The following is a 13982-nucleotide window of genomic DNA, read 5'->3' on the forward strand; positions in this document are numbered from 1 at the left end:
GTCAAGATGGCCGATAGTAGGTTACGTTTGCCGCCGATGGCGCAGCGTACATGACAGCTGAAATATCAAGAATTTGGCAACACGATTTGGGCTGCTTTCAACTGCTCTACGGTTCGGCGTACTTCCGAGTTGATCATCGGTGCATTCCACACTGCGATAACTGTGACGACCACCCAGAAAGCCGCGCCTATTCTGGGGATCCATAGGTGATTGGCCGCTCCACGCCATGCCACCCCTGAGCCGCCACCGCCCGTGATACTTGGGAAACCCGCCAGTGGCAGCATCGTCTTTTCATAGTTGGCCTTGAGGTTTTTGATGGATTGGTCGGCGGCCATTACGCCGATCCAGGTAAGAACAGCAATAACCAACCCGATTTGGCATATGAAAATGAGCGTCAGTGCAGGCCAAGTGTCCAATAGCTTGGATACTTGAGCCAAGCCGTAGCTGTTGGAAAGAAAATAACTGAGTGCCGTGAGCGTTATTGTCTGGCCAAGCATGTACCAAGTCAGGCGAAAATTGATCAATTGGTCTTCGTGGCGAACATAGCTTCGGTAGAGTTCGTACTGAGCCAGTTCTGAACAGGTGGGCATGAGAGAGTTCCGCAGTCAGGGGTGCATTCCCTGGCGCCACTATCTCAGGTAGCTGTGTTCTTGTTGAACACAATTTTTGTGAAGTCCGTTTGAGCCACGTGGCCCCATTACTATTCCGTCAGGACTTCCTTAAACGCATGACCTCTGACCCGCCTGATTCCCGCCCCACACCCCTCATCGCCGAAACCGTCGACCCCGACGCCCCCGTCTCTCGACCCGGCAAGATCCTCGCCGGGACGCCCGCGTTCCGGGCCATGAGCTGGGCGCTGTTCTCCGCCGGGTTCGCGACCTTCGCGCTGCTCTACAGCGTCCAGCCGCTGCTGCCGGCCTTCTCGACCGCGTTCGGCGTGTCGCCGGCGGTGTCCAGCCTCGCGCTGTCGTTCTCCACGGGCGTGCTCGCGGTCGCCATGCTGGTGGCGAGTTCGATGTCGGAGGTGGTGGGGCGCAAGCCGGTGATGCTGGTGGCGCTGACGGCTTCCGCCGTCGCGACATTGCTGGTAGCCGTCGCGCCGGCCTGGAGCCAGATCCTCGGGCTCCGGGCGCTCATGGGCCTGACGCTCAGCGGGCTGCCGGCGGTCGCCATGGCCTATCTGGTGGACGAGGTGGACAAGAGCGCGGTCGGGCGGGCCATGGGCCTCTACATCGGCGGCTCGGCGATCGGCGGCATGGGCGGGCGGATCATCGTCGGCGTGCTCGGCGACTATGTCGGCTGGCGCATGGCGCTGGTGGTGATGGGGCTGCTGGGCCTTGCGGCCGCCGCTCTCTTCTGGCGCAACCTGCCGCCGTCGCGCCATTTCGAGGCCCAGCGGCCGGACCTGTCGGCCCTGACCCGCTCGCTCCTTCGACATTTCCGGGATCCGGGGCTCTGCCTTCTCTTCCTGCAGGGCCTCCTCCTGATGGGCGCCTTCGTGACGCTCTACAATTACCTCGGCTACCACCTGCTGGAGCCACCCTATCGGCTGACGCAGGCGGAGATCAGCATCATCTTCCTCTGCTACCTGCTCGGCACCGCGGCGTCCGCCTGGATGGGCGTGCTCGCCGACCGTTTCGGCCGGCGGCGCGTGCTGGTCGGCACCATCGGGCTCATGCTCGCCGGCATCCTGGCCACCCTGGCGACGTCGCTCGTCGTGGTGATCGGCGGGATCGCCGTGGCGACCTTCGGCTTCTTCGGCGCCCATTCCACGGTCAGCGCCTGGGTGGGCCTTAGGGCGGAGAAGGCGAAGGCGCAGGCCTCCTCGCTCTACCTCCTTGCCTACTACACCGGCTCCAGCGTCGCCGGCACTCTGGGCGGCTTCGCCTGGGTGGCGGGGGGCTGGAGCGCCGTCGTGGCGGCCGTGACCGGGCTCACCCTGGCGGCGCTCGTGGTCGCGCTCGTGCTCGCGCGCATGCCACCACCACCCTGGATGCGGCAGGCCGGATAGGATAGACGGCTCCCCATCGGACACGACCGGGAACCGCCATGATCCGGATCACGCCCGCGCATCCCGAGGACCGGGACGCGCTCCACCGTCTCCTCACCCGCTCCTGGCTTGAGACCTGGGCGCCGCACCTGCCCGCCGACGCGGTGGCGCGCTTCCACGCGGCCGATCCGGTCGCGGCCGAGCTCGACGCCCATCTCCAGGACATCCTGGTGGCGCGGCTCGACGGTCGGGTGGCGGGCATGCTCGCGGTCGTCGGCGAGACGCTGGAGTCGATCCACGTGGATGACGATTTCTGGGGCAAGGGCGTCGGCACCGCCCTGTTCCGCCACGCGGAGGATCTCGGCGCCCGCCGTCTGGAGGTGCGGGCCTTCAACGCGCGCGCCATCGCCTTCTACCAAGCACGCGGCTGGGTGGAGACCGAGCGTCGGATGGCGACCGAGATGGGCGTTCCGGCCGAGACGCTCGTCATGCGCGGACCGGAGGCCTGAGCCATGGAGTCGAGACCGCTCGTCGACCGGCTGGCGACCCCCGTCGCCGTGGTGCTCTTCTGGCTCCTGCACGGGGTCGTCTACACGGTCCTGCTCGGTGGCCTCTACCCGACCATCGCCCATGTGGACGCCAACTCGCTCGACACCATGCAGCGGGCGCTGGCGCCCGCCTACCAGGTGAACAACCCGCCGTCGTGGGAGTGGATGCTCTGGGCCGTCCAGCGCGTGGTGGGGGAGGGGGCCTTCTCCCATCTCGTGCTGCGCTACGGCCTGATGGGCGCCATCGGCGTCCTCATGTACGGCCTCGTGCGCCACTGGACGGGACGGCGCCTGGACGCGGCGGCCGCCTCCTACGGGCTGCACGGCTTCTACTGGTTCGCCTGGTACATGCACGAGGGGATGACGCACACCATCACCCTCGTGGTGGCAATCCTCGCCTTTCTCGCGGTCGTCGTGCGCCATCTGGAGCGGCCGACGCTCGAGTCGGCCGTCGGGATCGGCCTTGCCATGGGGTTCGGACTGCTGGCGAAGTTCAACTTCGCCATGCTGATCGGCGCGACCCTGATCGCCTTTCTCGCCGATGCAAAGCTGAGGCCCCGGCTTGTCGATGCGCGGCTGCTGGTCTCGGTTCTCGTCGCCACGGCGATCGCGGCGCCGGTCGCCATCGCGGTCGGCGCGCTCGGCGGCGACATCGCCCGCATGACCGCCGGGCAGCTTGCCGGCGACGAGCCGGACCACCTCACCCGCGCCGTCGTCGGTGCCGTCCGGTATGCGGCATCGTTCGGTCTCTTCCTCCTGCCCTGGGGCCTCGTCGCCGCCTATGCCTGGTGGACCGGACGCGGCGTCGAGGCGCCGTCCCCTTCCACGCGGGAGGCGCTGGCGGCCCGGCTGCTGCGGAGCCTGATCGTCACGGGCATTCCGGCCGGGCTTGTCGCCGTCGTCGTCTTCGGCATCGCCAGCACGAGCGAGCGCTACATCTTCCCCCTCGCGCTGCCCATCGTCCTTGCCTTCCACGTGACGGTGGCCCGCCGGATCGCGCCGCGCCGGCTGGTCGGCGCGTTCGCAACGGTCGGTGCCATCGTGCTGGTGGTCGCGCTCGTGCTGCGGACCGCCGCGGCCTTCACCGGCGGCTATCCGGAAGCCCGCGAGAACAAGCGCCTCGACCCCTACGACCGGCTCGCCGAGGCGCTGCGGGCGGACGGTCTCGCCGACGCCTTCTTCGTCACGCGCGACCGCTACGAGGCGGGCAACCTCATGACGGCGCTGCCGACCGCGCAGGCGGCCGGCCTTGTCACCCACCGGCTTCGCCAGTCGATGAGCTATCCGCCGGACGGGCGATGCCTGCTCTTCTTCAAGGGCCGGTTCGAGACCGCGGACCGTCCCCCTGGCGAGATCCGCCCGCCTGCCGCCATTGCGGAGCGGATGCCGCCGGGCGCCACGGTCGAGACGATCCGGGTGCCCTGGCACCCGACGCTCCTCGGTCCGGATCGCACCGGGGTGTTCCACCTGGTCGACGTTGGGACCGATGCGCCCCTCTGCCGGGAGGTGTTCGGCGACAAGGTCCTGGCGATCACCGATCGGTGACGGCAATCCCACTTCGCAGGCGCGAAGCAAGGGTCTACATCTGTGCTCCATCAGGCCCGAAACCCCGGAGACCAGCCGATGACCGTCACCCAGACCGCTCCCATCGATGTCTACTACTGGCCGACCCCGAACGGATGGAAGATCACCATCCTGCTTGAGGAACTGGGCGTGCCGTACAACGTCCACTTCGTGAACATCGGCAAGGGCGACCAGTTCAAGCCGGACTTCCTGGTCATCTCGCCGAACAACAAGATGCCGGCCATCGTCGACCCGGAGGGTCCGGACGGCAAGCCGATCGCCGTATTCGAGTCCGGCGCCATCCTGCAGTATCTCGGCCGCAAGTTCGGCCAGTTCTATCCGACCGACGAGCGCAAGCGCGTCGAGGTGGACCAGTGGCTGATGTGGCAGATGGGCGGCTTCGGCCCGATGCTCGGCCAGAACCACCACTTCTCGATCTATGCGCCGGAGAAGATCCCCTACGCCATCGACCGCTACCGCAACGAGTCGCACCGGCTCTACGGCGTTCTCGACAAGCAGCTTCAGTCCCACGACTACGTGGCGGGCGACTACTCGATCGCCGACATGGCCATCGTCGGCTGGGCCAAGCTCTACGAGCGCCAGGGTATCGACGGGGCCGAGTTCCCGGCCTTCAAGGCCTGGCTCGACAAGGTCATGGCGCGTCCCGCCGTGGAGCGCGGCCTCGCCATCAAGGCGCCCGAGGAGATGAACCTCGCCGACGACAAGGAAGCGCAGAAGGTGCTGTTCGGTCAGCGCGCCCGCTGACCGCCAGCCGCTTGCCCTCACGCGCTGGACTTTGAGCGACGTCCCGAGACAGGCCCGGGGCGTCCCGCCGCAAAGGTTGACGCGTCAGTCGACCCGGGTCCAGGTCTCGCCCTTGCAGATCAGGCCGCCCAGCACGCAGCCCTGCAGCTTCAACTGGTTGGCGCCGATCAGCGTGGCGTAGCCGGTGTAGGTCCTTCCGTCCTCGGCGTTGTAGACCTCGCCCTTCCATTCACCGGCCGTCTTCGTCGGGCGCAGGTCGTGCACGATCCGCCGGCCGATGAGCGACTGCGACCGCTTGGCCGGATCGGGGTTCTTGGTGTCGTTGGCCGGCGTCTTCAGCCAAACGAGGTCGCCGCAAAGACCATTCCCGCAGGTCTTGATCTCCATGCGCGAGGCCCCGCTCGGGCGTGTCCAGACCCCTGTCGGGTCCGCCGCCCATGCGGCGCTCGCGGTCATCCCCAGCAGAACCGTTGCGACAACACCCTTCAGCATGCTCGATCCTCCCTCTCCACGCTCTGATGGGACGCGGCTGAGCTCCACATTACGTAAACGGAAGGTGATTGCAAGATCGCGAGTTGGCGCCGTTGCCGTGGCGGCCGACCGCCCGGTACCCGCAAGGCCTGACGTAGCGGCAGCGAGGCTGGCGGGCGGGCGGTCGTTCTCTTCGGCGTGGTAAAGCAATGGTAAGCGGATGCGGGCTGATTTTCTGAGTATCAGATGTGAACTATCCCGGAAATCCGCCGATTTTGTGGTTATCCAAGGGTGAAAGTAACCAGCAATTATAGGTTTTTTCTTGTCTCATTAAGTTCGCTGTTTAACATCCTTTTCAAGCCATCCGGGCAGCATTGCGTTGTCTTCGACGAGAACGACGAAGACTTGTTGTTCAAGAAGTCGAACAGGAGCAAGGGCGCAGAATGGCTCGTTTGGACATGGCTTCGGCCGATATGATCGCGGAAGGGCAGAACGCCAACGGCGACATCCTCTTCCAGTTGGGCGTGATGTACGCGACCGGTCGGACGGTGCCGCTGGATCTCGTGGCCGCCCACAAGTGGTTCAACCTCGCCGCCCACCGCGGCAGCACGGAAGCCGCCCGCTATCGGCGCGAACTCGCCGCGGAAATGTCCGCCGCCGACGTCGCCGCCGCCCAGCGGGAGGCGCGCGAATGGCTGGCGCGCCTCTGACGGCGCGCTTCGCGCGGCTCCGCGCTTTCCCCACCATCGTCCCCTGAACGGCGGCCCGCTCCAGCGGTGCCGCCGTTCCCGCTTGTACCGGGCGTACGCCGCGCCAGCGCCGCCCTTGGCAGGGGACGGTGCAGATGCTAAGGGGGCCGTCACGACGCGCGGGAGCCCCGCGCCTGTCTCGATCCCACCAGGCAACGAGGTGTCCCGATGGACCGGTCCTTCATGGCGGCGCAGACCGCCCGCATGATGCTCGAAGTGAAGGCCATCCAGTTCAACGCCGAGACGCCCTACATCTTCACGTCCGGCTGGGCGAGCCCCGTCTACGTGGACTGCCGCAAGCTCATTTCCTTTCCCCGTCTTCGCAAGCGCCTGATGGGCTTCGGCGCCGAGGTCATCCTGTCGGAGATCGGCGCGGAATCGCTGGATGCGATCGCCGGTGGCGAGACCGCCGGCATCCCGTTCGCCGCCTGGCTGTCGGACCGCCTCGAACTGCCGATGCTCTATGTGCGCAAGAAGGCCAAGGGCTTCGGCCGCAACGCGCAGATCGAGGGCGACGTGCGCGAAGGCGCGCGGGTTCTGCTGGTTGAGGATCTGGCCACCGACGGCCGTTCCAAGCTGACCTTCGCGGATGCGCTGCGGGCGGCCGGCTGCCAGGTGTCCGACACCTTCGTGATTTTCCACTACGGCATCTTCAAGGAAAGCACCGCCGTGCTCGCCGAGCACGGTGTGCGCCTCCACGCCCTCGCCACCTGGTGGGATATCCTGGAGGAGGCCAAGCGCTCCGGCGCGTTCCCGGCGTCCACCATCGATGCCGTGGAGGCCTTCCTGCACGCGCCCGCCGACTGGTCCGCCGCCCATGGCGGCCGGTCCGAAATGGCGCCGGCCGGCTGATCGGAGAGGGCGCCTCCATCCAGGATGCCGTCGCGGCCGAGCCAGGGGCCTGCTTGAACCCCCCGTGTCACGCCCCATCTAGGGTGCGCGGGGACGACCCCGCCATCCGGCATTTGGAAGGGACGGCCCTCCACCCACGGAAGAGGGCTATTCCCCATGTCCTGGTTCATCCTCGTCATCGCTGGTCTGCTGGAGATCGGTTGGGCCGTCGGCCTGAAGTACACCGAAGGCTTCACCCGCCTGGTGCCGTCGGTCCTCACGGCCGGCACCATGGTGGCGAGCGTCGTGCTTCTTGCCATCGCCATGAGGGAATTGCCCCTCGGCACCGCCTACGCGGTCTGGACCGGCATCGGCACGGTCGGAACCGCCCTCGTCGGCATGGCGATCTTCGGCGAGCCGGCGGACGTGTTGCGGGCGCTCTGCATCCTCTTGATCGTAGCCGGGATTGCCGGATTGAAGATCCTCTCGCCGCACTGATCCGGCACGGCATCCCGCGCATCCGCACCCGTCGTCTTTTGCGCTGCAGCACACCAATCAGCGGATATCCGCGAAAAAAACCCGCGTTCTGGTGAACGATCGAACCCGTGCGGCGTTTTCCCTCTGTCTCGGATGTCGCATCGCCGCTCCGGCGGCTGACGCGGATCTGAACATGACGCGGTGGTTAGACTTGGCCTCGGCGCATTCGCGCCGAGGTTCTTTCTGTGCTGGCTCCCGCAGTCCAAGTCCGCGGTCGTCCCTCATTCCTTCACCGGATCCTGCGGGCGGCTTTCAAGACATAACTTCTGGAGGAGCGCCCATGACCATGGATACCGGCCCGAGGGATCCCCGCGGCACTGCCCGGCCGCGATCGCGCAACACGACGATCATCGTCGCGCTCGTGATCGCCGTGATCCTCGCGATCGTCTTCATCTTCGGGTTCAGTGGATCGGAGCCGGAATCCACGCCGGCACTCGACAGCGGAGCGACCGACACCACCGCCCCGCCGGCCGACACCACCACGCCGCCGGTGGATACCACGGCGCCGCCGGCAACCACGACGCCGCCCGCAGACACGACAACGCCGCCCGCGGTCACCACTCCGCCGGCCGACACCACCACGCCGCCCGCGACGACGACCCCGCCGGCTCAGTAACACGTGGCTCGCCAGACCGATTGAAGCACAGCCACCGCCTCCTCAAGGGGGCGGTGGCATTTCCCTGGCCGGTACCGTGCCAAGGCGCGCCGCTGGCCATTTATCAGACGAATGCATATAACATTTGTCGTCGCGCAGCTTACCTTTTCCGTGCGGCGCCAGCATAAGGACGCGAGCGGACGTGCATCTGCCGGGCTATCGGGACGACCGGATCGCGAAGGGCGAGGAGCCGGTGCGCGACCTTTTCGAACGCACCGTGTTCGACGACACACCGCTCGGTCCGCGCGCGCGCTGGAGCCCGGCGCTGGAGTCGGCGGTTTCGATGATCATGTCGTCCGGCTTCCCCATGTCCGTGCGGTGGGGCGAGGAACTCGTCTTTCTCTATAACGATGCTTACCGGCCTATCCTGGGGCGCAAGCATCCGGATGCGTTCGGCAAGCCGTTTCACGTGGTGTGGCCGGAAGTGTGGGTGCGCGGAAACGTCGGCGCCATGCACCGCGACATCCTCTCCGGCCAGCAGACCCACATCTACCTGGAGGACCAGCCGTTCGAGCTGGAACGCTGGGACGGTGGCCTGGAACAGGCCTACTTCACCTTCTCCTACAGCCCGATCCTCGATCGGACGGTGCCCGGCGGCATCGGTGGTGTCTTCTGTGCCGCGGTGGAAAACACCCGCCGCATCAAGGCGGAGGCGGCGCGCCGATCGAGCGAGGAACGCATGCAACTCGCCATGGAGGCGTCCGGGGCGATCGGCGTGTGGGACTGGAACGTCACCGCTGACGAGGTGGTCGCCAGCCCCCGCTTCGCGGCGATGTTCAACGTGCCGCCCGACGACGCGACGACGGGCGCGCCCATTGATGTCTTCGTGTCCGCCATTCATCCGGACGATCGGATGCGTGTCGCCCAGGAGATCAGCCGTGTCGTCCAGACCGGCGGCGAGTACAGCGCCGAGTACCGGGTCACCCAGGAGGACGGAACCGTCCGCTGGGTGCTGGCGCGGGGGCGGTGCATGCCGCCGGCGTCCGGCGCACCCCAGCGCTTCCCGGGCGTGGTGGTGGACATCACCGAACGGCAGCGGGCTCTCGACGCCTTGCGGGAGAGCGAAGCCCGCTTCCGGACTGCGGCCGACAGCGTGCCGGCCCTGATGTGGATGTCCGACGCGGACGGCCAGGTGGTGTTCGCCAACCGCTGGTACGAAAGCTTCGGCCTGAAGCCGGAGGAAGCCCTCGGGGACGGCTGGCGGCGCATGCTGCTGCCGGAGGACGTGGACGGCTTCTACAGCGCCTTCGTGACCGCCTTCGCCCAGCGGGGGCCGTTCCAGGCCGATGTCCGCGTCCGCGATGCGGCGGGCCGGATTCGCTGGCTGCACTGCGAGGGCCGGGCGCGGTTCGACGACAATGGGGCCTTCCTGGGCTACACCGGCTGCAACGTGGATTTCACCGAATCCAAGGAGGCGGCCGAGCATCTCCAGCTGCTCATCGCCGAGCTGAACCACCGCGTGAAGAACAGCCTGGCGACCGTGCAGTCGATCGCCTTGCAGACCCTTCGCGACACCAGCGATCCGGTCGCCGTGCGCGAGCGGTTTCTGTCGCGCCTCCATGCGCTCGGGCGCGCCCACGACGTGATCACGGCGGAGCGTTGGGACGGCGCCTGGCTCGAGCGGCTGGTGGAGCGAGCCGTGGAGCCCTTCCAGGCCAGCGGAGGCCGTTTCGACATCGCCGGCGAGCCGGTGCGGCTGCCTCCCCCGGCCGCCCTTGCCATCTCCATGGCCTTGCAGGAACTCTGCACCAACGCCGCCAAGTATGGCGCCCTCTCCCAGCCCGAGGGGCGTGTTTCGATCGAATGGGCGATCAACCGACGCAACGGCGAGCGCGTTCTCGATCTTCAATGGACGGAACGCGGCGGCCCGCCGGTGCAAGCGCCCACCCGCCGCGGCTTCGGAACCCGACTGATCGAACGCGGCCTCGCGTTCGAACTCGACGCCGACGTCACTCTGGATTTCCACCCCGAGGGTGTCGTCTGCAGCATCCAGGCCCCGATGCGCTAACCCGCCGGTGCACGGCCCCTTGAGAGGGGTTGACCGGTTCCCCGGCTTCCTCTAGGCATTCCGCTCGCTGGAGTCGTGGCCGAGAGGCTGAAGGCGGCGGTTTGCTAAACCGTTATACGGGCGTAAACCCGTATCGAGGGTTCGAATCCCTCCGACTCCGCCACTCGCCTCGTGTGAGCATTTCGCGTTCCTCTATCGCTTTTCATCACCTTCGCCGCCTTTCTTCAGGTCGGCTGACCGGTCCCGGCGCGTCTACTCGCGATGGCGGTGGCGGTGTTGATGAGGCGGGGGGCACGTGCTCATCTCGGCTATCCATTGATCAGCCCGGGCGGCTCGTCTGCTTCGTCCTGCCTTAGGCGTGCTCATGCGGCACGGCGATCGCCGCAAACGGCCGATTTGCGCAACGTTTTCGTTGTCTCGCCCGGCAGTATAGATCCTTCGGTGGCTTGATCTTCTGCAGCATCTTCTCTGGATTTTGCGCTTGGAAATGGGAACGGATCCCGGCGTACGTCCGTTGACAAGGTGTTGCATTGAACGATGACGGTTCGCGTTCGGCGGATCGACGTCGGATCCGGCTCAAGACAAAGGATAACCCGATGCGCAAGACATTCTATCCCATGCTTCTGGCATCCGCGCTCCTTCCCATGTCCGCCATGGCGCAGACCGCGCCCAGCGTGGACACGACCCAGCCTACCGTTCAGTCCCCCGACACCATGGGCGGCACTGGAGCGATGACCAACGATCCGGCTGCCAGCACCGAAATGATGCCGTCGACGACGGCCGAGACGGGCGCCATGCAGTCCGAAGGGCCGTTCGTGACGGTTCCCGAAACGGGTGCGTGGCGCGTTTCCGACCTTGAGGGCAAGCAGGTCTACGGCGCCGACGGCGAGAGTATTGGCGACGTCAAGGACGTGCTCGTGAACCAGCAGGGCGACATCGCGGCTGTCCTCGTCGGCGTCGGGGGATTCCTGGGCATCGGTGAGAAGGACGTCGCGGTCAGCATGGATGCGCTTCAGCTCCGCCCCGGCATGACCCAGCAGGAAGTGTCCGCCGTCACCGGCAATGACATGGCGACGGGCGTCGACACGCCCGCCACGACCGGCGACATGGCGCAGACGCCGACGACAGGCACCGGGACGGCCAACACGGGAGCGGCCGAGCCGCTCGCCGGAACGCAGGCGCCGCCGACGGGGGCCGTCGGCACCACGCCGGGCGTTGCCGATCCGGGCACGGCCGGTAACGCCGGCTACGGCACCATGGCGGAGACCGGCATGGCGGTCGACGTCGGAGCCGACAACCTGCCGGAGCGGATCGTGCTCAACGTGACGCGCCAGCAGCTCGAGGACGCCCCGGCGTTCGAGGGCGTGGACGCGGCGACCCGGGCCCAGTGATCCCACACGGGAAGCAGGCCGCTTCTTGCCGGCTTCCAACACGCTTTGCTCCGGCCCTCAGGGCCGGGGCTTCCGCAGTTTCGAGCGACCAGGGAGAACCCCATGCTCAAGTTCATCGGCGGCACGATCGGCATCATCTTCATCGTCGGCCTTCTGGTCATCGTCGGCCTGCTGGCGCTCATCTTCTGATGCGTTGCCGGGGGGCATCGGCTCCGAGAAGGACTGACGCCTGACGGCCGATGCGGACATCGGCTTTGGCGAGTCACCACTTGGCATTCTGGTTTTGATCCAACCACTTGCTGACAGATCCTGACGCTTGTTCGCAATTTGTTCCCGTGCCACCGTGCCGGGATGATCAGACATTATCCCACCTCGAAACCCGATAACCGATTCACCGTCGAGCTCTGGACGGACGACGAGACACGGCCGCTGGAGCAGTTGGCCGTGGCGGCCAACTTCTACCTGGCCAAGGCCGCCTTCGACGAGGCGGTGCGCCGCATGCCGGGCAAACCCATCCTGGTGCGCCATGGGATCCGCGTCGTCCTGGAAAGCAGGGTCCCGCGGTGATGCGCGGAGTTCAAGGGGAGCAGTGGCGGCGCCGGCGGTCAGTGTCGTGCCGGATGACCGGTTTCGGCGAGGCGAAACGCCAGGGCGACCGGCCCGTCGGTGGGGCGGGCGGGCGACAGGGGGCCGGTGGAAACGGGGCAACCGTCCGACACCTTCCGCCAGGATGAAACGTTGAGCGCCTTATCGCACCGGTAGAGCGACGCGTGGCCATCGAGCCGGATGCAGGCCACGGTTCCGTGCGGCAGGGAAGCGCCCGCAAGCCGGCACGTGCAGTCGGCGGCGGCCGAGCCGGTCAGGGCGATCAGGACGGCGAAGCCGACAAGGGACGGACGCATGGACTGCGCTCCTCCAACAGGCGATTGGCCGAGCCCAGATTAGCAGACCTTTGTCGTCCTGGCGCGCGCGGTGTTTTGCGAGCCGGTCCCGATGGACCGCGGGCCCTGCGGGAGCGAGGCTGGTCAGGATGGCCGCTCCGGTGCGCCGCCCGTTCCGGCATTCTCCGCCGACTGCGACATCGCCGCCGCCGAGGCGGCGAACGAACCGCCGCCGCGGGCGCCCTGCCGCCTGTCCAGCCACCCCATGACGGGCGTCACGGTGATGCCGTGGAAAACGATGGAGAGCAGCACGATCAGAGCCGCTGCGGCCCAGAGGGTGTCGCTGGAGGCCGGGCCGTCGTGGTTCATGGCGTAGGCCAGATAATAGGCCGTGCCGAGGCCGCGGATCCCGAAGATGCTGATGATGGCCTTCTCGGCTGCCGGTTCGGATCGGCCAAGCAGGCTCAGCCAGCCGATCACCGGGCGGATGACGAGGAGCACGAGGACGGCGAAGATCCACACGGAAGCGTCGGCGGCAGCTAGCAGGCCGCCGCCCGACAAGGCGCCGCCGAAGAGCACCAGAAGCGCCATCATGAGCAGCCGTTCGAGCTGCTCGATGAAGTCGTGCAGCCGGTCGTGGTAGGTGTGGTTGCGCTCCACCGACCGGAAGACGACCGAGGCGACGAAGACCGCCAGGAAGCCGTAGCCCTGGACCATTTCGGTCACCCCATAGGTCACGGCCGTGATGCCAAGGGCGACAAAGCCGTCTTGGGTGCGCGCCAACCGGGTGTGCTTCGACAGCCGGAAGGTGAGCCAGCCGAGCGCCCGTCCGACGATCCACCCGGTGACGAATCCGGCGGCAAGTTTCCAGACCACGTAGAAGCCGAACCAGTGGAGCACCGCTCCCTCGGTCACGGCGGCAAGCACGATGGCGAGGTGGACGAACGGAAAGGCCAGCCCGTCGTTGAGACCGGCCTCCGCCGTCAACGTGTAGCGCACCTCGTCCTCCTGCCCCTTGCCCGGCCCGCCCACCTGCACGTCGCTCGCCAGCACCGGATCGGTGGGGGCCAGCGCGGCGCCGAGCAGAAGGGCGGCCGGCAGGCCGAGCCCGAGGATGCCGACGCCGAGACCCGTGATGGCCAGAATGGTGAGCGGCATCGCCAGGATCAACAGCCGCCAAGTCAGCCGTGACGATGCCCAACTGAGCGGACGGTCGAGCTTCAGGCCGGCCCCCATCAGCGCGACGATGACGACCAGTTCGGTCAACCGTTCGGTCAGCATCGGATGGTCGAGCGGATTGGGGGCGATGCCGGGCAGGCCGGGAATGGCGAACACCGCAGCGCCGAGACCGACGCAGAAGATGGGCAGCGACAACGGCAGGTCGCGCAGCACCATGGGCAGCCAGGCTGTGAGGAGAACGATCAGGCCGAAGGCAGTGAGAACGGCGATGTAGGGATCCATGGGCCGCCAACGTGGCCGACCCGCGTCCGTTCCGAATGCACGTCATTCCGGCACGTCGCCCGCGACCGATCCTGGCGGCCGCTCTTCGATCCCAGGCGGCCTCGACCGTCAGCCATGCGGCCGGGCACGAGG

General features: G+C 67.1%; 16 protein-coding genes and 1 tRNA gene. 12 read left to right on the forward strand and 5 right to left on the reverse strand.

The annotated features are described in order from the left end of the window. Nucleotides 1–65 precede the first annotated feature (65 nt). Nucleotides 66–590, reverse strand: coding sequence for a hypothetical protein (locus BUQ68_RS23260; RefSeq protein ID WP_139315190.1), 525 nt, complete (start codon nucleotides 588–590; stop codon nucleotides 66–68). 254 nt (nucleotides 591–844) lie between these two features. Here BUQ68_RS23260 and BUQ68_RS09690 point away from each other — a divergent pair, with 254 nt between their 5' ends. The 4 genes from BUQ68_RS09690 to BUQ68_RS09705 all read left to right on the forward strand — a co-directional run bounded on the left by BUQ68_RS09690 (nucleotide 845) and on the right by BUQ68_RS09705 (nucleotide 4866). Next, the gene (locus tag BUQ68_RS09690) at nucleotides 845–2011 is read left to right on the forward strand and encodes an MFS transporter (protein WP_075215749.1); all 1167 of its coding nucleotides are present in this window, start codon (nucleotides 845–847) and stop codon (nucleotides 2009–2011) included. A 38-nt stretch (nucleotides 2012–2049) separates the two neighbouring features. Continuing rightward, a complete protein-coding gene (locus tag BUQ68_RS09695; protein ID WP_075215750.1) occupies nucleotides 2050–2499 on the forward strand; it encodes a GNAT family N-acetyltransferase in 450 nt (149 codons plus the stop codon). A gap of 3 nt (nucleotides 2500–2502) precedes the next feature. Further along, the gene (locus BUQ68_RS09700) at nucleotides 2503–4083 is read left to right on the forward strand and encodes an ArnT family glycosyltransferase (RefSeq protein WP_075215751.1); all 1581 of its coding nucleotides are present in this window, start codon (nucleotides 2503–2505) and stop codon (nucleotides 4081–4083) included. A gap of 78 nt (nucleotides 4084–4161) precedes the next feature. Continuing rightward, nucleotides 4162–4866, forward strand: coding sequence for a glutathione S-transferase N-terminal domain-containing protein (locus tag BUQ68_RS09705; RefSeq protein ID WP_075215752.1), 705 nt, complete (start codon nucleotides 4162–4164; stop codon nucleotides 4864–4866). An 84-nt stretch (nucleotides 4867–4950) separates the two neighbouring features. Here the strand turns inward: BUQ68_RS09705 and BUQ68_RS09710 are convergent, their stop codons facing one another. Next, complete coding sequence (locus BUQ68_RS09710; protein WP_075215753.1) at nucleotides 4951–5358, reverse strand: DUF2147 domain-containing protein; 408 nt, start codon at nucleotides 5356–5358, stop codon at nucleotides 4951–4953. Nucleotides 5359–5795: 437 nt separating this feature from the next. On the opposite strand from BUQ68_RS09710, the gene BUQ68_RS09715 reads away from it, so the two are divergent. The 3 genes from BUQ68_RS09715 to sugE all read left to right on the forward strand — a co-directional run bounded on the left by BUQ68_RS09715 (nucleotide 5796) and on the right by sugE (nucleotide 7415). After that, complete coding sequence (locus BUQ68_RS09715; protein ID WP_245293208.1) at nucleotides 5796–6047, forward strand: SEL1-like repeat protein; 252 nt, start codon at nucleotides 5796–5798, stop codon at nucleotides 6045–6047. Nucleotides 6048–6254: 207 nt separating this feature from the next. Beyond that, nucleotides 6255–6938, forward strand: a complete 684-nt coding sequence (locus tag BUQ68_RS09720) for an orotate phosphoribosyltransferase (protein WP_075215755.1) — start codon at nucleotides 6255–6257, stop codon at nucleotides 6936–6938. Between the two features lie 156 nt (nucleotides 6939–7094). Continuing rightward, a complete protein-coding gene (gene sugE / locus BUQ68_RS09725) occupies nucleotides 7095–7415 on the forward strand; it encodes a quaternary ammonium compound efflux SMR transporter SugE (RefSeq protein ID WP_075215756.1) in 321 nt (106 codons plus the stop codon). A 291-nt stretch (nucleotides 7416–7706) separates the two neighbouring features. Here sugE and BUQ68_RS24535 read toward each other — a convergent pair whose 3' ends face one another. After that, nucleotides 7707–8036, reverse strand: coding sequence for a hypothetical protein (locus tag BUQ68_RS24535; RefSeq protein WP_139315191.1), 330 nt, complete (start codon nucleotides 8034–8036; stop codon nucleotides 7707–7709). A 215-nt stretch (nucleotides 8037–8251) separates the two neighbouring features. On the opposite strand from BUQ68_RS24535, the gene BUQ68_RS09735 reads away from it, so the two are divergent. The 5 genes from BUQ68_RS09735 (at nucleotide 8252) to BUQ68_RS23275 (ending at nucleotide 12075) form a co-directional block, all read left to right on the forward strand. After that, entirely contained in the window at nucleotides 8252–10117 is a 1866-nt protein-coding gene (locus tag BUQ68_RS09735; protein WP_075215758.1) for a sensor histidine kinase, read from the forward strand. A gap of 69 nt (nucleotides 10118–10186) precedes the next feature. Next, nucleotides 10187–10280: transfer RNA gene (locus BUQ68_RS09740), tRNA-Ser, on the forward strand. Between the two features lie 433 nt (nucleotides 10281–10713). Continuing rightward, nucleotides 10714–11508, forward strand: coding sequence for a PRC-barrel domain-containing protein (locus tag BUQ68_RS09745; RefSeq protein ID WP_075215759.1), 795 nt, complete (start codon nucleotides 10714–10716; stop codon nucleotides 11506–11508). A gap of 102 nt (nucleotides 11509–11610) precedes the next feature. Continuing rightward, a complete protein-coding gene (locus BUQ68_RS24615) occupies nucleotides 11611–11697 on the forward strand; it encodes a small membrane protein YohP (protein WP_139315197.1) in 87 nt (28 codons plus the stop codon). Between the two features lie 162 nt (nucleotides 11698–11859). After that, nucleotides 11860–12075, forward strand: coding sequence for a hypothetical protein (locus BUQ68_RS23275; protein WP_139315192.1), 216 nt, complete (start codon nucleotides 11860–11862; stop codon nucleotides 12073–12075). Nucleotides 12076–12113: 38 nt separating this feature from the next. On the opposite strand, the gene BUQ68_RS09750 is transcribed toward BUQ68_RS23275, so the two are convergent. Together BUQ68_RS09750 and BUQ68_RS09755 are read right to left on the reverse strand one after the other, a co-directional pair. Beyond that, nucleotides 12114–12410 carry a hypothetical protein gene (locus BUQ68_RS09750; protein ID WP_075215760.1) on the reverse strand — a complete coding sequence of 99 codons (297 nt, stop codon included), beginning with the start codon at nucleotides 12408–12410 and terminating at the stop codon, nucleotides 12114–12116. 123 nt (nucleotides 12411–12533) lie between these two features. Further along, nucleotides 12534–13850: a cation:proton antiporter gene (locus tag BUQ68_RS09755; RefSeq protein WP_075215761.1), complete on the reverse strand. Its 1317-nt coding sequence runs from the start codon at nucleotides 13848–13850 to the stop codon at nucleotides 12534–12536. Nucleotides 13851–13982: the final 132 nt, after the last annotated feature.

It is taken from the genome of Mongoliimonas terrestris (assembly GCF_001927285.1).
Lineage (GTDB): Bacteria > Pseudomonadota > Alphaproteobacteria > Rhizobiales > Pleomorphomonadaceae > Chthonobacter > Chthonobacter terrestris.